The sequence below is a fragment of the Algibacter amylolyticus genome (assembly GCF_014202225.1).
Taxonomy (GTDB): Bacteria; Bacteroidota; Bacteroidia; order Flavobacteriales; family Flavobacteriaceae; genus Algibacter_B; species Algibacter_B amylolyticus.
On record NZ_JACHGE010000010.1, the window covers coordinates 122,613 to 145,192 of the forward strand.

Annotated in this window: 19 protein-coding genes; 12 read left to right on the top strand and 7 right to left on the bottom strand. The window is 33.3% G+C overall.

Going from position 1 to position 22,580, the window contains the following annotated elements; translation table 11 throughout:
• Nucleotides 1–12: 12 nt before the first annotated feature.
• On the top strand, nt 13–2,253 hold the full coding sequence (locus tag HNQ90_RS16235) for an ATP-binding protein (protein WP_144116721.1): 2,241 nt from the start codon (nt 13–15) through the stop codon (nt 2,251–2,253).
• Here the strand turns inward: HNQ90_RS16235 and lpxK are convergent.
• Nucleotides 2,243–3,241 (bottom strand): tetraacyldisaccharide 4'-kinase, encoded by a 999-nt coding sequence (gene lpxK, locus HNQ90_RS16240; protein ID WP_144116722.1) that lies wholly within the window; start codon nt 3,239–3,241, stop codon nt 2,243–2,245. The two genes, HNQ90_RS16235 and lpxK, sit on opposite strands and share 11 nt — an antisense overlap.
• 125 nt (nt 3,242–3,366) lie before the next feature.
• Between lpxK and HNQ90_RS16245 the strand changes: the two genes are divergently transcribed.
• The 4 genes from HNQ90_RS16245 (at nt 3,367) to HNQ90_RS16260 (ending at nt 8,430) form a co-directional block, all read left to right on the top strand.
• The gene (locus HNQ90_RS16245; RefSeq protein WP_144116723.1) at nt 3,367–4,461 is read left to right on the top strand and encodes a Nif3-like dinuclear metal center hexameric protein; all 1,095 of its coding nucleotides are present in this window, start codon (nt 3,367–3,369) and stop codon (nt 4,459–4,461) included.
• 3 nt (nt 4,462–4,464) lie between these two features.
• On the top strand, nt 4,465–5,244 hold the full coding sequence (locus tag HNQ90_RS16250; RefSeq protein ID WP_144116724.1) for a zinc ribbon domain-containing protein: 780 nt from the start codon (nt 4,465–4,467) through the stop codon (nt 5,242–5,244).
• 277 nt (nt 5,245–5,521) lie between these two features.
• Nucleotides 5,522–6,178 (top strand): peptide-methionine (S)-S-oxide reductase MsrA, encoded by a 657-nt coding sequence (gene msrA / locus HNQ90_RS16255; RefSeq protein WP_144116725.1) that lies wholly within the window; start codon nt 5,522–5,524, stop codon nt 6,176–6,178.
• 236 nt (nt 6,179–6,414) lie between these two features.
• On the top strand, nt 6,415–8,430 hold the full coding sequence (locus HNQ90_RS16260; RefSeq protein WP_144116726.1) for a T9SS type A sorting domain-containing protein: 2,016 nt from the start codon (nt 6,415–6,417) through the stop codon (nt 8,428–8,430).
• Nucleotides 8,431–8,459: 29 nt separating this feature from the next.
• Here HNQ90_RS16260 and HNQ90_RS16265 read toward each other — a convergent pair whose 3' ends face one another.
• On the bottom strand, nt 8,460–9,260 hold the full coding sequence (locus HNQ90_RS16265; RefSeq protein ID WP_144116727.1) for a class I SAM-dependent methyltransferase: 801 nt from the start codon (nt 9,258–9,260) through the stop codon (nt 8,460–8,462).
• Between the two features lie 33 nt (nt 9,261–9,293).
• On the opposite strand from HNQ90_RS16265, the gene HNQ90_RS16270 reads away from it, so the two are divergent.
• Entirely contained in the window at nt 9,294–9,935 is a 642-nt protein-coding gene (locus tag HNQ90_RS16270; protein WP_144116728.1) for a hypothetical protein, read from the top strand.
• 209 nt (nt 9,936–10,144) lie between these two features.
• On the opposite strand, the gene HNQ90_RS16275 is transcribed toward HNQ90_RS16270, so the two are convergent.
• Nucleotides 10,145–10,567 carry a (4Fe-4S)-binding protein gene (locus HNQ90_RS16275; protein ID WP_144116729.1) on the bottom strand — a complete coding sequence of 141 codons (423 nt, stop codon included), beginning with the start codon at nt 10,565–10,567 and terminating at the stop codon, nt 10,145–10,147.
• 116 nt (nt 10,568–10,683) lie between these two features.
• Between HNQ90_RS16275 and kynU the strand changes: the two genes are divergently transcribed.
• The 5 genes from kynU to HNQ90_RS16300 all read left to right on the top strand — a co-directional run bounded on the left by kynU (nt 10,684) and on the right by HNQ90_RS16300 (nt 16,225).
• Nucleotides 10,684–11,949, top strand: coding sequence for a kynureninase (gene kynU, locus HNQ90_RS16280; RefSeq protein ID WP_144116730.1), 1,266 nt, complete (start codon nt 10,684–10,686; stop codon nt 11,947–11,949).
• Nucleotides 11,950–12,050: 101 nt separating this feature from the next.
• Nucleotides 12,051–13,451 carry an FAD-dependent oxidoreductase gene (locus HNQ90_RS16285; RefSeq protein ID WP_144116731.1) on the top strand — a complete coding sequence of 467 codons (1,401 nt, stop codon included), beginning with the start codon at nt 12,051–12,053 and terminating at the stop codon, nt 13,449–13,451.
• Nucleotides 13,452–13,560: 109 nt separating this feature from the next.
• On the top strand, nt 13,561–14,343 hold the full coding sequence (locus HNQ90_RS16290; RefSeq protein ID WP_144116732.1) for an SDR family oxidoreductase: 783 nt from the start codon (nt 13,561–13,563) through the stop codon (nt 14,341–14,343).
• 222 nt (nt 14,344–14,565) lie between these two features.
• The gene (locus tag HNQ90_RS16295; RefSeq protein ID WP_144116733.1) at nt 14,566–15,099 is read left to right on the top strand and encodes a 3-hydroxyanthranilate 3,4-dioxygenase; all 534 of its coding nucleotides are present in this window, start codon (nt 14,566–14,568) and stop codon (nt 15,097–15,099) included.
• Nucleotides 15,100–15,142: 43 nt separating this feature from the next.
• Complete coding sequence (locus HNQ90_RS16300) at nt 15,143–16,225, top strand: amidohydrolase family protein (RefSeq protein ID WP_144116734.1); 1,083 nt, start codon at nt 15,143–15,145, stop codon at nt 16,223–16,225.
• Here HNQ90_RS16300 and HNQ90_RS16305 read toward each other — a convergent pair.
• Both HNQ90_RS16305 and HNQ90_RS16310 read right to left on the bottom strand, forming a co-directional pair.
• Nucleotides 16,222–16,983 carry a LytR/AlgR family response regulator transcription factor gene (locus HNQ90_RS16305; protein ID WP_144116735.1) on the bottom strand — a complete coding sequence of 254 codons (762 nt, stop codon included), beginning with the start codon at nt 16,981–16,983 and terminating at the stop codon, nt 16,222–16,224. The two genes, HNQ90_RS16300 and HNQ90_RS16305, sit on opposite strands and share 4 nt — an antisense overlap.
• A gap of 1 nt (nt 16,984) precedes the next feature.
• Nucleotides 16,985–18,988 (bottom strand): sensor histidine kinase, encoded by a 2,004-nt coding sequence (locus HNQ90_RS16310; protein ID WP_144116736.1) that lies wholly within the window; start codon nt 18,986–18,988, stop codon nt 16,985–16,987.
• A gap of 159 nt (nt 18,989–19,147) precedes the next feature.
• Between HNQ90_RS16310 and HNQ90_RS16315 the strand changes: the two genes are divergently transcribed.
• Complete coding sequence (locus HNQ90_RS16315; RefSeq protein ID WP_144116737.1) at nt 19,148–19,792, top strand: O-methyltransferase; 645 nt, start codon at nt 19,148–19,150, stop codon at nt 19,790–19,792.
• A gap of 41 nt (nt 19,793–19,833) precedes the next feature.
• On the opposite strand, the gene HNQ90_RS16320 is transcribed toward HNQ90_RS16315, so the two are convergent.
• Together HNQ90_RS16320 and HNQ90_RS16325 are read right to left on the bottom strand one after the other, a co-directional pair.
• On the bottom strand, nt 19,834–22,086 hold the full coding sequence (locus HNQ90_RS16320) for a response regulator (protein ID WP_172625882.1): 2,253 nt from the start codon (nt 22,084–22,086) through the stop codon (nt 19,834–19,836).
• Between the two features lie 161 nt (nt 22,087–22,247).
• On the bottom strand, nt 22,248–22,535 hold the full coding sequence (locus HNQ90_RS16325) for a Sec-independent protein translocase subunit TatA/TatB (RefSeq protein ID WP_144116739.1): 288 nt from the start codon (nt 22,533–22,535) through the stop codon (nt 22,248–22,250).
• Between the last annotated feature and the right edge of the window lie 45 nt (nt 22,536–22,580).

Sequence of the window (22,580 nt, forward strand, 5' to 3'; positions counted from 1 at the left end):
TATTAACATAAAATGCCTAGAACAAGAAACTTTATATTCATTTTTTACCTACTCCTCAGTATCACTGTTTGTGGACAACAAACTATTGAAGAGGATCCTGAATTGGTACAAAACAACATTAATTATTGGATTGTACAATCTAAACTTGAGCTTGAAAATTTCAATTATTTTAAGGCTAAAAAAAACCTAGACAAAGCATTAGAGCTAGCTACAAAAGCCGAAAACAAAAAAAGTCTTGGTATTATTTATGCCGTTAAAGGTAAAATTGAACTTGTAATAGAAGAAGAAGATAACGCCATAAAATCGCTTAATAAAGCGATTGAAATCCAGCGCATTATAAACGACAATGCAAACCTTGGAACTTCATACAAAACGTTTGGCGATGTTTATTTAGCAAAAAAAGATTACTATTCGGCACTGGACTCTTATACGGCAGCAAAATCAAAATTTCAAGAAGAAGATTTAAATCTTGAGTTAGCTGAAACGCTACTAGCCGAAGGTAAAACATACTACGAGCTAAAAAATTATAAAAACGCTAGAGATATTATTGAGCAAGCCCTAGCTATGGCTAAAAAGTACGACTTTTATAATCTACAAAGCGAAGCCTTAATTAATCACGCTAAAGTTTACAACAAATTAAGTAACGACGAAAAAGCTTTAGAAGCCGTTTTAGAAGGACTGCGAATAGCAAAACACTACAAACAAACTAATGTTAGCAATCAAGGTTTACTTATTGCTAGTGATTTATACAATAACTTAGGAAACTATAAGCTTTCTAGGGACTATTTACAGAAACACATACATTTATCAGACTCTATTAGAAGTCTTACAAAAATTAAGTCTTCAAGAACTCAAAAAACAGAATTTAGACTTAACGCTGAAATAGAAAAAAACAATGAAATCGTTCAAAAATTAGAAAAAGCAGAAGACGATAAAAACCTAAATGCTTTTATATCTATTTTAAGTGTTGCTTTAATTACTATTCTAGCACTTTTAACCTTATCGCTTTATAAAAACAATAACATTAGGCTTAAGACTAATAATATGCTTCATAAAAAAAATGGAGAACTTATTATTGCTAAAGAAAAAGCCGAATTGGCATCAAAAACTAAAGCAAACTTTTTATCAACCGTAACACACGAACTTAGAACACCATTATATGCAGTTACAGGTCTTAGTAATATGTTGCTAGACGAAAACCCTAGGCCAGAACAAGTACAGCATTTAAAATCGCTTAAATTTTCTGGAGATTATCTTTTAACATTCATAAACGATATCCTTCAAATAAATAAAATTGAAGCTAATAAAGTTGATGTTGAACCTGAATCATTCAGCTTAAAAAAGAAAATAAAGAACATTATTTTAGCGCTTAACAATTCAGCCTTAGATAATAATGTAAAAATTCATTTAGAATACGAAAAAGAACTTCCTGAATTCTTTATTGCCGATCAATTAAAGATTTCTCAGATTTTAATAAACCTAGTTGGTAATTCAATTAAATTCACCAAAAACGGAGATATCTGGATTCGTGTTTATAAAATTGAAGAAGAAGGCAAAATATACACACTTCGTTTTGAGGTAGAAGATAATGGTATTGGTATTAGTCAAGAAAAGCAAGACCATATGTTCGAAAGTTTCTCTCAAGGATCTATTCAAATTAATCGGAAATACGGTGGCACTGGTTTAGGTCTTTCTATTGTAAAAGGTTTAATTGATATTTTAAAGGGTAAAATTTACGTAAAAAGTGAATTAAAGAAAGGAACAACATTCTACTTTGAAATTCCTTTAGAGCAAACAAACATTAAAGAAGCAGAAGAAACAAAAGTGGCATATTTTGATGGTAACACAGACGATATAGATTTATCGAAAGTTAAAATCCTGGTTGTTGAAGACAATAAAATCAACCAAATGATTACCAAAAAGATTTTAACTAAGATGGAACTTAAATGCGATATCGTGGACAATGGTGAAGAAGCCGTTGAAAGAATTCGTAATAATGATTATAATATTATCCTTATGGATATTCACATGCCAGGTATAAGTGGTATGGAAGCTACCAAGCGTGTTAGAGAGTTTGATAAAGACCTTACCATTTTTGCTTTAACAGCAGTAACCATTGAGGATAAAATGCAAGAATTTGACGAAGCTGGTTTTACAGACATTATCCCTAAACCATTTAAGCAAGAAGAGTTCGAGAAAAAACTTTACAACGCCTTAACAAATAAAAATAAAGCGCCAGAAGCTAATGCTTAACAAAGGCTTTAATTAGAGTATTTAATTTATCTGCGTCATCAATATTAACCGCAATAGGTAAGTAAAATAATTTCTCTTTTAAACTATCGTATTGTTTCAGTCTCATGTAGTCTTTTTCGGTGGTAACTATAACCTCCTTTTGCGCTAAATTTTCGATATCATTTAATGTGAAATTATAATGATCTTTAAAATTTAAATGTTCAAACTTCAAGTTTTTTTCATTCAAATAATTCACCAATGGTTTCGCATTTGCTATACCTGTAACCAAAGTAAAAGGTACTAAGTTTTCAATATATTCGGTTTTATCTGCAGCTATTACAGATTTAGCATAATCAATAGTGCTAAAAAAAACATGTTGATGCGTTTCAGGGCTAATACGTTTTACAATATTACTTTTTTCACTTGCATTTAAACCTTTAGGGCATTTGGTAACTATAATAACATCGGCTCTTTTCGATCCACTTCTTGGTTCTCTTAAATTACCAGTAGGCAAAACAATATCCTTAAAAAAAGGATTCGCATACGTAGATAATAAAACATTAAATCCAGCACTAACCTTTCTGTGCTGATACGCATCATCTAGCAGTATAACATCAGGCTTTTCATTTTGCAGTATTTCAATACCATGTTTCCTATCTGCATCAACAGCAACTAGAATAGAATCCTTAAACTTAGTATAAAACTGAAAAGGCTCATCGCCAATAGTATCTGCCGTCGCTGCTGTATTTGCTAATTGAAAGCCTTCTGTTTTACGTTTATACCCTCGACTTAGCGTAGCAACTTTAAAATCATCTTTTAAAAGTCTAATTAAATATTCAATCATTGGTGTTTTTCCCGTGCCACCAGCACTCAAATTACCAACACAAATAACAGGCAACTTATACGACTTCGATTTTTTAATACCTAAATCGTATAATTTATTTCGCAACCAAGTCACCATGAAATAAATGGGAACAACGGGGAATAATAATTTTCTAATAATATTCATTACTGCGAAATTGTATTTAAGCTCGAAATATAATTATTAAATCAAAGAAGATGTAATAACACGCTAAAAATAATTAGTTAAGGTGAAAGTAATTATTTTATCTTTGAATTTAAACACAAATTAATATGATTATACAGGACGTTATAAATCATTTAGAAGCGTTGGCACCTTTAGCTTACGCCGAAGATTTCGATAATGTTGGCCTTTTAGTAGGCAATAAATCCAACAAAGTAACAGGAATACTAGTTACCTTAGACACTCTCGAAGCTGTTGTAGACGAGGCCATTGAGGCTAACTGCAACATGATTGTAAGCTTCCACCCTATTATTTTTAAAGGCTTAAAAAAAATAACAGGCAAAAATTATGTGGAGCGTGTAGTTTTAAAAGCCATAAAACATGATATAGCTATTTTTAGTATCCATACAGCCTTAGATAATGCGCAGCATGGTGTAAACGACATGATTTGCAACCAATTACAACTCACAAACAAACGCATTTTAATACCGCAAAGCGCTACCATAAAAAAACTAACCACCTACGTGCCCAAAAAAGAAGCCAACCAACTAAGAACAGCCCTGTTTAACGCAGGAGCAGGTAACATTGGTAATTATTCCAATTGCAGTTTTAATGTAGAAGGTCAAGGCACTTACAAAGGCAATGAAGATGCTAACCCAACCCTAGGCAAAAAAGGAGAAAACCACACCGAAACCGAAACAAAAATTACGGTAACCTTCGCAAAACACCTGCAAAACAACATTTTATCCACACTGTTTAAAACCCATTCTTACGAGGAAGTAGCCTATGAAATTACAACCATAGAGAACAAAAACCAGAATATTGGTATTGGTATGATTGGCGAATTTGCCCAATCCATGCACGAAAATCAGTTTTTAAACCATTTAAAAACAAAAATGAATACAAAATGCGTAAGGCATTCCGCATTATTAAATAAAAACATAAAACGCGTGGCGGTTTTGGGCGGCTCCGGAAGTTTTGCCATTAACGCAGCTAAAACCGCTGGTGCTGATGCTTTTATAACCGCCGATTTAAAATATCACGATTTTTTTTCAGCCGAAAACACCATACTTTTGGCAGATATTGGACATTACGAAAGCGAGCAATACACAAAAAATCTTTTAGTAGCTTATCTTACAAAAAAAATTACTAATTTTGCAATCATTTTATCAAAGATAAATACCAATCCTGTTAAGTATTTTTAAAGTATGGCTAAAAAGAAAGAAGTAACTGTTGAAGAGCGTTTAAGAGCTTTATACGATTTACAACTCATCGATTCACGAATTGATGAAATTAGAAATGTTCGTGGAGAACTTCCTTTAGAAGTTCGAGATTTAGAAGATGAAGTTGCTGGGTTAAACATAAGATTAGAAAAACTTATATCTAATTTAGAAGTAGTAGATAACGATATCGTTGCGAAGAAAAACTCAATCGAGGAATCTAAAGCTTTAATAAAAAAATATAGCGAGCAACAAAAAAACGTTAGAAATAACAGAGAATTCAACTCTCTTACTAAAGAAGTAGAATTTCAAGAATTAGAAATTGAATTAGCTGAAAAGCACATTAAAGAATTCAAAGCACAAATAGAGCAGAAAAAAGTTGTAATTTCTGAAACTAAAGAGCGTTTAAAAGAGCGTGAAAACCACCTAAAGCACAAAAAGAGTGAGTTAGATGCTATTTTAGCAGAAACCGAAAAAGAAGAACAAGCTTTAATAGGTAAGTCTGAAGATTACAAAAAGCAAATCGAAGAGCGTTTAGTTAAAGCATATACTAGAATTAGAACAAACGTAAAGAACGGATTAGCAGTTGTTGCCATCGAAAGAGGAGCATCTGGAGGATCATTCTTCACCATTCCACCACAAGTACAGGTAGAAATTGCTTCACGTAAAAAAGTAATTACAGATGAGCATAGCGGACGTATTTTAGTCGATGCAGAATTAGCTGAAGAGCAAAAAGCAAAAATGGCAAAAATGTTTTCTAAACTATAAGTCATTTTAAATACACATAATTAAGCCTTCAATTAATTTTGAAGGCTTTTTTTATACCTAATAATTTGGGCGTTACCCTAGGGTCGGGCTTTCCACTACAAGTCCTCGCACCTCCTTTGTCGGGCTGTGGGCTTTTCGTTGCAATCCCTAACGCGGGTTAGTTTGCTGTTGATAATCCTTAGCTTCTAGTTTGCACATACCAATAAAATTTTAAAACAACATTAACAAAAACCATTTAAGGTTTCATACATTTATACGTCTAAACAAAGAAAAATTAATGAAAAACATCATTCCAATATTAGCCTTAACCCTGTTTTTTAGTTGCCAAAATTCAGCACAAACATCAAAAAAACAAGACGCCGTTATAAATGCAGACCCCATTGAAGTCCCTATAAAAAACGGAAAAGCTAAAGCTTACTTTGCTAGTGGATGCTTTTGGTGCTTAGAAGCCATTTACGAAAGCGTAAAAGGCGTTGAGGAATCGATCTCAGGATATTCCGGCGGACATACCAAAAACCCTACCTACACCTCAAGCAACACAGGAAAAACAGGACATGCCGAAGCTGTAGAAATTATTTACGACCCAAAAATTGTGAGTTTTGAAACCTTAGTCGATGTTTATTTTGCATCGCAAAACGTAACCCAAGTAAACGGACAAGGTAACGACCGCGGGTCGCAATACCGCTCTATACTTTTTTACCAAAACGAAGCACAAAAGCAAATCATATTAAAGAAAAAAGAAGCATTAGCAAAAAAGTTAAATGTAACAATTGCAGCCGAAGTGTATCCTTTTCAAAAATTCTGGATAGCCGAAGACTATCATCAAAATTACGAACGCTTACACCCAAACCACCCATATATACAAAATGTATCGGTACCAAGATTAAATCGATTTAAAGCAAAAATGCCAGAAGTTTTAAAAGACAAGCATTAGCATTTAGTTTAACACAAATAGTTTCTTAAAACCTCGCAAAACTGGCCAATAAGCTATTTTTTCGAGGTTATTTTATTTAATATTACATAACATACCAATTACACCCCCTAATTGTGCCAATTCCTCCCTCTTAAATATCAAAATTTAGCGGTTCCTTTAAAATCAGATTTTTTACCACCACTTGCTTTAACAGTATAAAGCTTAAAAAATCTATTATTAACAACCTAAACTAAATTATGACATTTAAAACCACCATTATCTTTACCCTATGCTGCTATTGGATTATTTTAAACTTAAACGCACAAACCTCATCTAACATAACCATTAATTACGCCCAAGATTTAGGAGAATCCAGGCAAGTAGCTAGTGGCTTACTACATGGTATAAGTGCAACCCATCCTGCCCAATATTTAATAGATGGCATAACAATTAAAGCTATAAGAGGTGCAGACTACTACCCTAACTTACCAAGTTATTTCGAGCAACCAACCTACGACAGGGCTATTGCAACAAACGCTAAATTAATGATAGGCTTATATTACCATAGAGACCCAGATCAATTTTACCCAAGCGAAAGCACTTACGAGGCTTGGTCAAACATTTGTAAAGACATTTATAACGAAGCACAAACTAGAAATCTAGATGTGTATAGTTGGATTACCTGGAACGAACCACGCTTACAATGGGGAAACAGCGCAAGCAATAGACTCCGTTATTTTAAAGCCCACGACGTGGCTTACAAAGCCGTAAAGTCTATAAGCCAACAGGCCAAAATCCAAGCCCCAGAAGACCATGCTTACAATTTTGGGTTTATGCAAGAGTTCCTAACGTTTTGCAAAACCAACAACTGCTTACCCGATGTTTTAGCGTGGCACGAGCTGTCTGACAACCCAATAAATATAGAAGCGCATTGTTTAGAACTAAAAACCTGGATGGAAAACAACGATATTGAACCTATGCCTATGGCTGTAACAGAATACCAAGGATCCTCATACTCCAACAATAACACCTCTATACCAGGTGTAAATGTGTATTATTTAGCTTCGATGGAAAGAGCTATAGCGCATGGCTTTGAATACGGCCTGCATTCCTGCTGGACTCGCACAGGAGAAGACCCAGATTTTATAGCAACCCTTGCAGATATGGCAGATCGAGACCACGCCAACTTACCTAGAGGTCTTTGGTGGAATTACAATGCATATAAGAACATGACAGGAAGAAAAGTTGGTGTAAGCATTATTGGTGCGAACTCAGATGCTATTGCTAGTAGCGACGAACAAATGAAACGTTCGGTTATTTTAATTGGTACAAGAAACTACACCACGCCCCATGATGTAGCGATAACCCTAAACAATATACCCGAATATTTAAAGCATAACAATAAAGTAAACATTAGAGTAGAACTTATTACGGATGCTATGATATTAACAAATCCTGAAACCGTAATTACTAACAATTATACTGTAAACAACAATTCGGTGTCATTAGTCTTACCACAAATGGCTGGTAAAACCGCTTATGCCATATATGTGTCGCCGGCAACCAATGATGCTAACATAACAACCTACCAAGCCGAAAACCTTACCGTTAAAAGAACTTACACCACAGGAACACCACATTACACCATAAATGAGACTAACGCTAGTGATGGAGCCGCTGCAGTTTTAGAGGCTAATGCAATTGGAGATTTTGTGGAATACACCATACCATCGCCCGGAGCCGGTGTATATAATTTAAAAGCTTTGCTTAAAGGCGCTACAAGCCATGGTTTTGTGCAATTATACATTAATGGAAAAGCAACTTGCCCGCCAGAAGATTTTTACAATCCCACAACAGGCTATTACACAAACGACTTTGGTAATATTGAAATAGGACCTAACGACTTAAATTTAAAATTTGAGGTAGTTGGCAAACACCCTAATTCATCAAACTACACGATGTTTTTTGACAAATTCGATTTAACATTATTAGGCAATACACCAACTGCAAGTGCAACCGACTTTTCCAAAAACAACAATTTAAAAATTTACCCTAACCCAACAAATAGCACCTTAACCATTGAAACAAAAAACATAACTTTCGATGCAAATTCTAAACTTCACCTATACGATAATACAGGTCGCGTAATAATTTCAAAAACACATACAAACAAAGTAAACCACCTAGATATAAGCAACTTATCACCTGGTATTTATTTTATAAAAGTTACTAATACGCACAAAACTTTAATAAAACGAATTACCAAAAAATAAAATAACTCTACTTTTTACTTTGAAGGCTGCTACATTTTTGATGCCTTCAAAGTAAAAATTAAAGGATACAATTTATCGTTGCTTACAAACATCCCAGAATCCGTTTTTGTTAAATTTGGCAACACATCATAAGGGCTTTCATCAAACTCCTTTAGATATTCTATTTGCAATCCAGCATCGGTTAAAGCATTAATCACTTCGCTTAAACCATGGTTCCAACCATATTCTTTACTTATCATTTTAGAGTTTTGGTTAGCATATGTGCCTTCATATTCTTCATAAATAACCTCGTCTTGCATATAACCATATCGCATTACGGGTTTATCATTTAAATAATCGAACATCCATACTATCGGATGAAATTCAGCTATAAAAAATATACCTCCTTTTTTTAAACGTTCAGCAATCATTTTGCCCCAAGGTTTTAAATCTGGCAACCACCCTATAACGCCATAAGTAGTATAAACAATATCGAATTCTTCCTTTACAAATTCCGAAGTATCCAAAACATTACAACAAACAAATTCTGCGTCAAGCTTTAATTCATCATTTAATTGTTTTGCTAGCTTTATACCCTCATCACTCAAATCGACACCTGTGCACTTGGCTCCCATCCTGCTCCAACTCAAAGTATCTTGCCCAAAATGACATTGTAAATGCAATAGCGATTTTCCTTTTACATCTTTTAAAGCCTCTAATTCATAAGGCATTAAAGAGGATTTCCCGTTTTTAAAGGCTTCTAAATCATACATATCACTTTTAGCATGAGTTTTTACTTTTTCATTCCAGGTGCTTTTATTCGTATTAAAATATTTATCGTAGTTACTCATTTCCAAATGATATCTTTGTAAAAACTCTAAATTATGAAAAAAATATTAGTAGCCGTTTGCCTAATTGCATTTAGCCTTTCCTGTAAACAAAAGGAAGAAAAAGCTATAAAAGAAATAAGTATAGCTCAAAAAATAGCTAATGCACATGGGTTTGAAAATTGGAATACTGTTTCTGAAATTCAGTTTACCTTTTTTAATAAAAGAAGTTGGGTTTGGAAACCAAAAACTAACGCTGTTACGCTAATTACTGAGAAAGACACGATAAACTATAATAGAAAAGCCTTAGATAGTTTATCTGTAAAAGCCGATAGAGCATTTATAAATGATAAATTTTGGTTACTTATACCGTTTCAATTGGTTTGGGATCAAGGCACTACAATATCTAAACAAACTACAGCACAATCACCAATACACAAAATACAGCTTAATAAAATAACGCTTACCTACCCAGATACTGGCGGTTATACACCAGGTGATGCTTACGATATTTATTATGATAACGATTTTATAATTAAAGAATGGGCCTTTAGAAAAGGAAATGCCAATACCACTGGACTTATAAACACGTTTGAAAACCACCAAGATTTTTATGGCATTAAAATAGCATTAGATCATAAAAAGGCAGAAGGCAACTGGAATTTAACCTTAACAGGCATAAAAATTAAAAAAGAGTAATTTTTTTATTAACTAAAACATCTAAACTACAGTTTACCACGTATATAAACTATAAGAGTTATTTTTCCGCTATATGCGTCTATATATATTAAAGCGCTTCAATCAAAGGTTGAAGCGCTTTTCCTTTTTAACGAAAATCTACTTACGACATAGCTAGTCCTTTATAATTTGTGGTTATAATATTCTACAATAAAATTTAAATCCCTGTTTTAGCCTTTAAACTCAACCTTAACATGTTCGCCATCGCAATACGGTTTATTGTTTGATTTCCCGCATCTGCAAAAAGCAGTGGTTTTACTTTTAATTTCGGTCCCGCCATCTTTCTTTAATACCTTAAGAACCCCATAAACCAATAATGGTCCGTTTTCTAAAACCTCAACTTTAGTTTCCGCAATTTCAGTACTAACAGCATCTTTTTCAGCGTTCAAATAATAACTTAAAGCACCAGTAGGGCATTGTTTTACTTGATTTATTATAGCATCAGTTTTAGCAGCGTCAATTTTAACCCAAGGTCTTAATCTTGGTCGAAATACTTCTGGCAACCCTTTGGCACAAATTGCAGAATGAATACACTTTTCTGCTTCCCAAACCACGGTAGTTTCTCCGTTTGAATATTCTTTTATTTTAGCCATAACTAAAAGTTTTTATTAAATATACAAAAAAATAGTGCCTTTTAAACTTCTATAATTCGGGTTCATTCCTAAATTTATATTCCTTATTTTTGTTAGAAACCGAAAACTAAATCACTTTGTTCAACTACAAATTAGGTCTTGATTACGCTTTACTACAGGACCAAACCGATCTATTAAAAACGTACCGAGATCAGTTTCACATCCCTAAAGATAAGCAGGGAAACCCTTGGATTTACATGACAGGAAACTCACTAGGACTGCAACCCAAACAAACGTCAACTTACGTAAACCAAGAGTTAAAAGATTGGGCAAATTTAGGTGTTGAAGGACATTTTGAGGCGAAAAATCCGTGGTTACCATATCATGAGTTTTTAACCGAAAACATGGCTAAAGTTGTAGGCGCAAAACCTATTGAGGTGATTGTTATGAATACGCTAACGGCCAACTTACACTTTATGATGGTATCGTTTTACAAGCCTACCAAAACACGATACAAGATTCTTATTGAAAGTGATGCTTTTCCTTCTGATAAATATGCCGTAGAGTCGCAACTTCGCCATCATGGGTTCGATGATAAAGAAGGTGTTGTGTTATGGAAACCAAGACAAGGTGAAGACTTACTAAACTATGAAGATTTAGAACATATCCTTAAAGAACAAGGCGATGAAATTGCGCTTATAATGATTGGCGGTGTTAACTATTATACCGGTCAGTTTTTCGATTTACAACGTATTACAAACCTAGGCCACAAACATGGTTGTAATGTCGGTTTTGATTGCGCCCACGGCGCAGGAAACGTAGCATTAAACCTCCATGATTCCGGAGCAGATTTTGCCGTTTGGTGTACTTATAAATATTTAAATTCTGGCCCAGGAAGTTTAGGTGGCTGCTTTGTACATGAGCGTCATGTTCACAAAAAAGACTTAAACCGTTTTACAGGATGGTGGAGCCATAATAAGCAAACACGTTTTAGAATGCGCGATGAGTTCGACCAAATGCCTGGTGCCGAAGGTTGGCAATTAAGTAACCCCCCCATTTTATCGATGGCAGCAATAAGGGCCTCGTTAGATATGTTTAATGAAGTTGGATTTGAAAACCTCATTAAAAAATCTAAAAAATTAACAAGCTATTTCGAGTTTTTAATTAAGCAATTAGGCGAGGACACTATTAAAATTATTACGCCAAGTAACCCAGACGAACGCGGTTGCCAACTATCTATTCAAGTGAAAAACGCAGATAAAACATTACACAATAAATTAACCGAAGCTGGTATAATTAGCGACTGGAGAGAACCCGATGTTATTAGGTGCGCTCCTGTTCCGCTTTATAATTCATTTGAAGATGTGTATCGATTGGTTGAGAAGTTGAAAGAAATAACATAAGAGCACAAATACCTTTATTTATTTTAATGAATAATGGAAGGCCGATAATAACAACACATACTAAAATCATAAGGTTCTCGAGAAGGGGAAGAATGACAAAGATGAAAGATACGCAACAAAACATATTAATTATAGGCGCTGGATTATGCGGTTCACTTCTAGCCTTACGTTTGGCACAAAGAGGCTTTAACGTAAACGTTTACGAAATGCGCCCAGATTTACGAAAAGTAGATATTTCTGCAGGACGCTCTATTAATTTAGCTTTTTCAGATCGCGGCAATAAAGCCATGAAATTAGTTGGTTTAGAAGATAAAGTAAAAGCACTTTGCATCCCTATGAATGGCCGCATGATTCATGATACACATGGCAATACCTTCCAATCTAACTATAGCGGTAGGGATTATGAATACATCAATTCCATTTCGCGTGGCGATTTAAATGCTTTACTTTTAGATGAAGCCGAAAAACATGACAAGGTAAATATTCAATTTAATTGCAAATGTAAATCTGTTAATTTTAAAAATACAACGGCTCTTTTTAAAGGTTATATTACAAAAAAAGAATTTATTGAGGATGCCGATGTTATAATCGCAACAGATGGCGCAGGTTCTGCATTGCGTAAAAGTTATTATTTAGGAAAAAAATTCTTGTTTAGTTTCTCGCAAGCTTATTTAACCCATGGTTATAAGGAATTAAGTATTTTACCAAAACCAAATGGCGATTTTAAAGCCTATAAAAACGCGCTTCATATATGGCCTCGTGGCAGTTTTATGCTTATAGCCTTACCAAATTTAGATGGTAGTTTTACCGTAACACTATTTTTAAGTTATGAAGAAGGCCAATACAATTTTAACAATTTAACTACCAAGGAACGAGTTCTAGAATTTTTCCAAAACGAATTTCCAGATGCCTTAGCTTTAATGCCAAACCTTTTAGACGACTTTTTTACTAACCCTACATCGCCTTTGGGTACTATAAAATGTTCGCCATGGCACTACAAAGGCAATACATTATTAATGGGCGATGCCGCTCATGCTATTGTTCCTTTTTACGGTCAAGGTATGAATGCTTCCTTTGAAGATGTTGTGGAGCTAGACCAAGTACTAGATCAAAGTTTAAAAGATTGGGAAACCATTTTTAAAACTTACGAAAGCAACCGTAAAAAAGACACCGATGCCATTGCAGATTTAGCTATCGATAATTTTCATGAAATGAAAGGTCATGTTAATCAGGCCATATTTCAAGAAAAGCGTAAATTAGAAATGGCCTTAGAAAAAGAATTCCCAAATGAATATGCTTCAAAATACTCTTTAGTAACATTTAATGAACATATAGGTTACAGAGAAGCAATGTTAAAAGGACGAGCACAAGACAAAGCTATTTTAAATTTACTAACCGATGGCTTAATTACTAGCAATGACGATTTAAAGCTCGTTTTAAATCGAGTAAAGCAAGAAACCGAAGCCATTCTAGAACATGATAGAATAGCTGGATTAACATAAACAGAAAACTTAGCCTTCCTAAAAAAAGGAACAGTTGGCTTTAAACAACAAAAACTCAAATTCCCACTTTGAGTTTCTCTCCTTTGGGAGAGGTTAAGAGGAGATAATCATGGATTTAAAATTAAATAATAAATACGCATTAGTTTGCGGAAGTACACAAGGCATAGGTAAAGCCACAGCAATAGCTTTGGCCAACGAAGGTGTTCATGTAACCCTTGTAGCTAGAAACAGAGAAAAACTAAAAGCTGTTTTAGCCGAATTACCAAACCATAGAAACCATAATTACATTGTTGCAGATTTTCTAAACCCAAGAGAACTACAAGAGCAACTAATTAAATTTATTGAAAAAGAACACGGCTTCCATATTGTTATAAATAATACAGGAGGCCCAAGAAGTGGAGAAATTTTAACAGCTAGCTTAGAAGCTTTTGAAAATGCATTTACCATGCATCTTAAATGCAATCATTTAATAGCTCAAGCTACCATTCCGTTTATGAAAGAAGAAGGTTTTGGTCGTATTATTAATGTGATTTCTACGTCGGTAAAAGAGCCAATTCCTGGTTTAGGTGTTAGCAATACTATTAGAGGTGCTGTTGGCAATTGGAGTAAAACTTTAGCTACCGAAGTAGCTGAATTTGGTATTACAGTAAACAACGTACTTCCTGGTTTTACAGAAACCGAACGTTTAAACGAAATAATTAAAATTAAAGCGAACATTGAGAACCGTGCTTTAGAAGATATGGCTGAAATAATGAAAAATTACACGCCTGCTAAACGTTTTGCTAAACCGGAAGAAACTGCTAGCGTTATTACCTTTTTAGCTAGTACGCCTGCTGCTTATGTTAATGGTGTTAATGTTCCTGTTGATGGTGGACGAACCAAATCTTTGTAATAATTTAACCTTTATAACTTTAATAGAATTTGAGCGGTTTGTATATTAGTAACGAATTTGCGTTAAGGATAGAAGCGGCATCCTTTTTTATGAATTTTAGAGTATTTGGTAAACGGTAATTTTCTATAATTAATTGTTTTAAATTAGATACTATACAAGTGAAACATAAAAAAGATATAGCGGATAGCCTGACCCCTGTGGTAACGCCCAAAACATAAAACTATGAGTAACCTAACATCGCCTATAAATTTTAAAGCTTGGATTGAAGAAAATAGACACCTTTTAAAACCACCAGTTGGAAATAAAGTGGTGTGGAAAGATGGTGATTTTATTGTTATGGTTGTTGGTGGGCCGAATAACAGAAAGGATTATCATTATAATGAAACGCCAGAGTTTTTCTATCAAGTTGAAGGTGATATTGTATTAAAAATTATTGATAAAGGCACGCCTAAGGATGTCCATATTAAGGAAGGTGATATTTATTTGCTACCTCCAAAAGTGCCACATTCTCCGCAACGTGGAGCTAACACTGTTGGCTTGGTTATTGAATACAAACGACCAGAAGGTATGCGCGATGCGCTACTTTGGTTTTGCGAAAATTGCGTAACCAAACTTTATGAAGAGGATTTTACAGTTGAAAATATTGAAACCGATATGCCTAAAATATTCGATAAATATTATGGCGATAAGGAAAAACGAAGCTGCCCTAATTGTGGTGAGGTTATGCAACCGCCACAAAAGGTTAAAATTGATTAAAATTATAAACTTTTAAAGATTCCTGACCTCTCAGGACCTATACATGAAACGTAAATTACGAATAAACGGTCATTCTCATTTACTACCTTACCCGGAGCAAATTCCTGAATTTATGCGTGAAAAAGGCATTTTTTGGGTGGATAAGGATAGAAAATTTATGCTTCAAAAGGATTGGAAACGCCCTGTTACAGATTCCAGTTTTTTCTTAGATGAAAAGTTAGAATGGATGGAGCGTAATAAGTTAGATCATGCTGTGGTTTTAAATTTATCGCAACTTTATGGTAATGGTTTACGCGTTGAGGAAATGAAAAAAGCTTTGCGTTTTCAAAACGATTTTAACGCAAAAATGCAGCAAGAAAACCCAAGTAAATTTACTTGCGGCTTTGTGGTGCACCCTGCATTTATAAGAAGTGCGTGTTGGGAAATTGAACGTTGTGTAGAACAGTTAGGACTTCAATTACTTTGCCTTCCCACCCATTACATGGATACTATTGGCACATGGCGTTGTATTTTTGATGAAGAGAATGAGCCTATTTTTGAATTGGCAGATAAATATAATTTGGCTGTTGAAGTTCACCCTTACGATGGCGAAAAGTTTATTAAACTAGAGAATACCTCCTGGCGTTTTCACCTTATTTGGATGCTTGCCCAATGTGGCGATGCATATCATTTTTTTACACTTAATGGCTACCAAGATAAATTCCCGAATATGCGAACTTGTTTTGCTCATGGTGGACAGTTAGCACAAATTAACTTAGGCAGACGTATTCAAGGTTTTGATGGCAGACCCGATTTATTTGAAGGCAAACACCACCCAAGAAAAGCCGTAGGACATAAAAACATATTTTTTGACACGCTAGTGCATGATACAGGTGGATTAGAGTTACTTATTAGAAATCATGGCTCTAAACAGGTTATTATGGGGCTTGATGACCCTTACCCGTTAGGCGAAATGGAAAGCGATAAACAATCGTCGTACCCAGGAAAAATACTAGACTTAGCTGTTGACAGAAAAATTATTAATGAAACTGAGTACGATGATATTTGGGAAAATAACGTTATACAATGGCTGTGTGGTGATGACGAAAGCGCCAAAGAAAAATTGATTAAAAGAATTTTAAGTTAAACCTGCAACCATATTTTAATTTTGTCGGAATAACTCCTGCCGGAAGTTACACTAAACAATCCTTTATTATTCAGTTTAAAAATAAATCGACTGTTGAAATATTTCTGAACTTCTTCAACATAATTCGTATTAATTATAAATGCCCGATGAACTCTTAAAAAGTAATCGGGTAACTGTGTTTCAAGTTGGGTTAACGATTTTTCGGTTAAAAAAACACCTTTATTTGTAACTATACTCACGTATTTATCATTGGCTTCAAAATATATGATATCCTCTAATTTTATAAAAATCAGTTTATCATCTTTTTTTACGGTTATTGAGGTCATTAGCTTTTCCTTCTTTTTAGCCGATAATTCTCTAACAACTTTTAAAATATCTTGTGAAGCATCTTTGTTATTGAATAATCTCAACTTAGCAATGGTTTTCTCCAAGCGTTCCAAACGCACAGGTTTTACCAAATAATCCACACTATTCGTTTCAAAAGCCTTTAGAGCATACTCGTCGTGCGCTGTACAAAATACAATTAACGGTATTTTATCTAATGCTTCGATTAATTCAAATCCATTGATTACTGGCATCTCAATATCCAAAAAAATAAGGTCTGGTTTTAAAACCTCAATCTGTTGTTTAGCCTCACCGCCATTTATTGAAAACCCAACAACATTAATGCTCTCAGGAAAATTTAAAAGCAACTTTTCTAAACGTTTTCTGGCTAAAGGCTCATCGTCAATTATTAAGGTTGAATACGATTTATTCATCTTAATTTATATTTTTTATTGTGATTACTATTTCTTTTTTAGGTGTATTAGTCCAACTTAAATCTGCGTTTTCCCCATAACTTAAACGTAACAAATCGAAAACCGTTTGCAAGCCATGACCACTAACCAATCCATCTGGGAAATCAGGACCATTATCATGGACCGTTATAGCAATATCTGAATTATTTCTAACAATTTTCAATTCAATCTCTCCATTATTTCCAATTTTAGAAATACCGTGCTTTACAGCGTTTTCAATAATTGGTTGAATAAGAAACATTGGAATTTCTATAGCTTCCAAACTTTCATCAACACTAATATTGAAAGATAAGCGGTCTCCAAAACGAATTTGTTCTACTTCCAGATAATTTTTAACCATTTCTACCTCATCGCCAATGGTACTGTTCTTTTTTCCTTTACGGTTGATGGTGTATTTAAATAAATCGGATAAAGACAATGCCATTTTCTCTGTTTTTTCAGAATCCGTTTGTGCTAAACTTGCTATAGAATTTAAGGCATTATATAAAAAATGTGGATTTATTTGAGATTGTAATAATCTGACTTCAGCTTGAGCATTGGCTGCTTTTAGCGTACTTAATTCTATGTCTTTTTGTTTCACTAAGTTTTCTGAAAAGTGATCTAGGTATAATAAAACACCTCGTCCTAATGAAAATAGAAAAGCCCATGTAACAGGAGAGCGAAATCCTAAAAAATAATCATAAGATTTAATCCAGTTAATATGATAAATTTTATTCCATTCAATATCGGATAATATGATTGGAAATAAAAACGCTGGAACTAAAAAAACGAACAATGTGAAACTTGTTTTTAATACCAATTGAGTAGTAAAACTCATTTCTCTTTTAACAATATACTTATCAAATAGCCATAAAAAGAGTGCAATAAGAACTACACTTGTAAACCAAACCAAATAGCTAAACCAAAATTTTTCTTGATTAAAAGGTTTTCCCGTATTAAAAAAATAACTGTCAACAAAATTCATTTCAATAATACATATATAGCCTATGAAAATAGGCACAAAATAGCTTAAATATTGAAATCGATATTGTCTCTTGTACAGAATACCAAAAGATAAAAAAAAGAATACCATAGTCAAAATAGCACGCGTCCAATTGGCCAATAGCTTAGTTTTTTCTTTATCTACAAGATTATCAGCAGACCACCTTGGATATGCCTTAAACATATAATTTCTATAATCTTCAACCAAAGTTGGTGAATAGAATTTTTGCAGTAAAAACTTATCATATTCAGTAAAATCAAGATGCCATGAAGACGCTTTATTACTATTCAGCATCGCTCCTACAACTTCAAACTCACGATTAGTTCTTTCCTTAAACAGGTTTGCACATGATATCATTCTAACTAAATAGAACCTCATCATTTCCATTCTTTCTTTTACAGTTTGGCTTTTATGAAACTTAAAAGTAAATTGTCGACTATTTGAGACATAATTTCTTTTTTTGACAAGTGGACCTCTTGTTCGTCTATTTACCAATTTCGATCCAAAATAATTAAGACTAGCCGTTTTCAAGAACCTTTCATCATATAATTTATAGGCTTCTTTTTTTGATTCTACTTCTGTAATCCAAAGAGTTAAAGCACGCCCCTTTAGTTTAGAAAACTTGACCCCGTTTACTTCTTTGGGATCATCACTTTGAGAAACTCTTAATGAACTAGCACCTGTGTAGTTTCTAAAATAATCAATATCCTTGTCGGGTAATACGCCCCTTAGCTCATCAAAAACAGACATTAAAGCTGTACTGTCTGGAGAATGAGCATTTACTAATTCAATTAATATAGGCCCCGAATAACTATGAAAATTTTGAGTTTCGCATTCAAAAAGTCGTTCCTTTACATATTCCCATTTATCATCCTTTGGTAAATCTGGATTGTTGTTCTTACGGTTTTGACTTTTACTAGAACCTGATATTACAATAACAGGAATACTTATAAGAATAAGAGCAAGTAAAATGAATCTTTTCATGATTGTAAATTTAACTATTTATAAAGCTCAAAGAAACTTGTTAAGATTTAATATTGAAACTGATTTCTGACGAACTGCATATATAGTTTCTAAATTGCATTGAAATTAAAGCAGATATATTAAAAAGTGATACTTTTGATAATCTTAACAATTTAATTAATGCATTTTATAACAGAAGAATTAGACAATTACGTGGTTGCCCATTCTGAAAACGAACCAGAATTACTACAACAACTTACGAGAGAAACCTACCAGAAAATTTTACAACCTAGAATGTTAAGTGGGCATTATCAAGGCAGGATTTTAAGCATAATTTCTAAATTGGTAAACCCTAAAAACATTTTAGAAATTGGAACATACACAGGCTATTCGGCATTATGTTTAGCAGAAGGCATGCAAAATACTGGAGAATTACATACCATTGATATTAATGAAGAACTAGTAGATTTTCAGAGGAAATATTTTGATAAATCTAATTACGGACATCAAATTAAACAGCATTTAGGAAACGCTTTGGATATTATTCCTAAACTCGATGCAACTTTTGATTTGGTTTTTATTGATGCCGATAAGGTGAACTACTCTAATTATTTTAATGTTATTATAGATAAGTTAAATACTGGCGGTATTATTTTATCGGATAACGTATTGTGGAGTGGTAAAGTGCTTGATACCACCTTTAAAAAGGACGATGTATCTACGCCAGAATTAATTAAGTATAATGCGCTTTTAAAAGAGGATAAACGTGTAGAAACGGTTTTATTACCTATTAGAGATGGCTTGACTATTAGTAGAAAGTTATAAACGAAAGTAGGGCGTAACACCTATAAAAAACAAAGGGCTAACTATGATGAAAATTTTATAACGCGAATACCATCATCATTACCCTTAGTCTTACTTATTTCAATTAATTTGTTAATAGTATTAAAGAACAAATCATTATCAAATGGTTTGGTAATAATATCATCAAAACCTTTATCGAGTTTATTTAACATTAGCTCATCTTTACTAGACGCCGTTAAAGCTATTATTGGAATTTGATTATTAAACTCTCTAATCTTTAAAGTAGCCTCGTTTCCATCCATTAAAGGCATATTAATATCCATTAAAATTAAATCGTATGTGTTGTTTTTAAATGCTTTTAAAGCCTCTAAACCATTCTCAACAATATCATACTGAAAGTTCTCTTTTTTGAGCAAATTACCCGTAACAATTTGGTTTATTTTATTATCCTCCGCTATTAATATTCTTAAGCTCTCCGGACTATAAGAAGTTAAAACATCTTCATCTTTTTCACTTTTTATTTGCTCGATAGCGTTGGTATCTATTTTAAAACTTACCACAAAACTGAAAGTAGAACCAACACCCAATTCACTTTCAAGCTCAATGGTACTATTAAATAATTTAACGATTTTACTAGCTATAGAAAGCCCTAAACCTGCACCTTGATAACCCGTATTAGAATTTTCGTTTAGTTGAATAAAATTATCAAAAATAGAACCTTGTTTCTCCTTAGAAATTCCTGGACCGTCATCTACAACCTCGAAGGCAATCAATACCTTTTCGCTATCTATTTCCTTAAAATTAGCTTTAATGGAAATATTTCCATTTTGGGTAAACTTTATACTATTACCTATTAAATTGAATAAAACCTGAGACAACCTTAATTTATCGCATAGGATAAATTCCGGAATACGCTCGTCAATAAAAATATGCATTTGGTTATTAGACTCACCTAAACTATAATCAAAAGAATCTGTTACGTTTTGAATGAGTGATCTTAAATGCACCGTCGTATTATTAATTTCTAGCTTTTTAGACTCAATCTTACTGACCTGCAACACATCGTTTATTAGGTTTAGTAAATAATCGCCAGAATACTTTAGTGATTTTAAATATTTAACATTAGCCTCGTCTAGATTACTATTTTCTAGCATTATAGATGTTAATCCCACAACACCATATAGTGGTGTTCTTAATTCGTGAGATACGTTAGAAATAAATTTAGATTTTAATTCTGAAGATTTTAAAGCATCATTTTTAGCAATTTCTAGTTCAGCATTTTGTTGCTTCAGAACATCTGAAAGTCGACGTTTCGCTACATAGTATTTGTATAAAATAAGCAGAGTAGCTAATAATAAAATTAAGGCTATAATAATTATTAAGTTGATTTTTTTGACTTTATCGGCAATTTTTAATTGGTATAACTTCTCGCTATTTGCCAATTGAGCTTCATTTTTATACGTTGCTAATAAAAACCTAGATTTATAAATAGCGTTTTCTTTTACTTTTTCTTTATTTAAAAACTCATCTTTAAACTCATCATATTTTAGCAATGCTAAATACGCTTGTTCTTCGCTATCTGTGGCGGAATACGAAAGTGATAAACTTTTATAAATCTTACTTAAAAGCAACGAAGTATCGTCGTTCGTAGCATGCTCCCTGTTTAAAAAATCAATGGCTTTGTTAAACTTTTCGTTCGCATTATTATAAAGTTCCTTTTTAAAAAAATTAACGCCGTATATGTAATTGAAGTAACCTGTTTGATAATTATTAGAAAACGTCTCCTTATTAATAATATCCTCAGCACGTAAAAGATTGACTTGGGCTTCCTCTAAGAAATCATTTTCTATGTAGAATTCGGCTAGACCTATTCGTATTTTAACCAATAAGTTTTCATATTGACTTAGGTTATAATTCTCATTAGCCAAATATTGGTTTTTAGAGATATGGTCTAAAGCATTTTTAAATAAATCAATAGTTGTTTGCGATTCGTTTTCATCTTTGGTAAGTGTAGCCAAATTTAAATAAGCGTTGGCTATTAAATAGTTGTCTTTTATAGCCTTAGCGGCTTTTAACATGGATGAGTAAGAATCTTTGGCATTTGCATTTTCATGCATTAAGCGGTAAATATTTCCTAAATTTAAATTAGAAATGGCTATACCATAATTATCACTTATGGAATCTGCTATTTTTTTAGCTGTATTAAAGCCATTAAACGCTTTAACTATTTTACTTTCATTATAAGATTTTAAAGCCGAAGAGTTAATACTGTCAATTTGCTTTATAGCCTCCCTTTCATTTTGACTATATGTCAAAAAAGTAAGCGAACAAAAAAACAATAATAGGCTTTTTTTCATTTTGAAATACATTAACGATTTGGGATTTTCAAGATACCCCTAAATGCACCATATAGCTTAAAAACTCGTTAAACCAACAATAAAACACGATGAAACGCATACCCCCAATCGACAAAATACTAAAATTTTCGTTTTACTGAACCTGTGAAATCTTCTAAATCTTCTTTTACTTTATCCAATTCCTTTTTAACATCCTTGGTAATACTTGTGTCGATTCCGCTTTTTTCGGCCGTTTTTGTTATTTCGTGTTTTATATCGTTAGTGGCATCCTTAAGGGTTCGCATACCTTGACCTAAGCCACGAGCTATTTCGGGCAACTTATCTGCCCCAAAAACCATAATAGCGATAAACAGGATAAATGCTATTTCCCCGCCGCTAATAAATAAGAATGTTACTTGTAATATCACAGCACAAATATACTAAGTTGTTTTTATTATTCCATTTAAAATTAA

Coding starts and splice junctions, on each gene's coding strand:
- HNQ90_RS16235 (WP_144116721.1), top strand. CDS start 13: ATGCCTAGAACAAGAAACTTTATATTCATTTTTTACCTACTCCTCAGT.
- lpxK (WP_144116722.1), bottom strand. CDS start 3,241: ATGAATATTATTAGAAAATTATTATTCCCCGTTGTTCCCATTTATTTC.
- HNQ90_RS16245 (WP_144116723.1), top strand. CDS start 3,367: ATGATTATACAGGACGTTATAAATCATTTAGAAGCGTTGGCACCTTTA.
- HNQ90_RS16250 (WP_144116724.1), top strand. CDS start 4,465: ATGGCTAAAAAGAAAGAAGTAACTGTTGAAGAGCGTTTAAGAGCTTTA.
- msrA (WP_144116725.1), top strand. CDS start 5,522: ATGAAAAACATCATTCCAATATTAGCCTTAACCCTGTTTTTTAGTTGC.
- HNQ90_RS16260 (WP_144116726.1), top strand. CDS start 6,415: ATGACATTTAAAACCACCATTATCTTTACCCTATGCTGCTATTGGATT.
- HNQ90_RS16265 (WP_144116727.1), bottom strand. CDS start 9,260: ATGAGTAACTACGATAAATATTTTAATACGAATAAAAGCACCTGGAAT.
- HNQ90_RS16270 (WP_144116728.1), top strand. CDS start 9,294: ATGAAAAAAATATTAGTAGCCGTTTGCCTAATTGCATTTAGCCTTTCC.
- HNQ90_RS16275 (WP_144116729.1), bottom strand. CDS start 10,567: ATGGCTAAAATAAAAGAATATTCAAACGGAGAAACTACCGTGGTTTGG.
- HNQ90_RS16285 (WP_144116731.1), top strand. CDS start 12,051: ATGAAAGATACGCAACAAAACATATTAATTATAGGCGCTGGATTATGC.
- HNQ90_RS16290 (WP_144116732.1), top strand. CDS start 13,561: ATGGATTTAAAATTAAATAATAAATACGCATTAGTTTGCGGAAGTACA.
- HNQ90_RS16295 (WP_144116733.1), top strand. CDS start 14,566: ATGAGTAACCTAACATCGCCTATAAATTTTAAAGCTTGGATTGAAGAA.
- HNQ90_RS16300 (WP_144116734.1), top strand. CDS start 15,143: ATGAAACGTAAATTACGAATAAACGGTCATTCTCATTTACTACCTTAC.
- HNQ90_RS16305 (WP_144116735.1), bottom strand. CDS start 16,983: ATGAATAAATCGTATTCAACCTTAATAATTGACGATGAGCCTTTAGCC.
- HNQ90_RS16310 (WP_144116736.1), bottom strand. CDS start 18,988: ATGAAAAGATTCATTTTACTTGCTCTTATTCTTATAAGTATTCCTGTT.
- HNQ90_RS16315 (WP_144116737.1), top strand. CDS start 19,148: ATGCATTTTATAACAGAAGAATTAGACAATTACGTGGTTGCCCATTCT.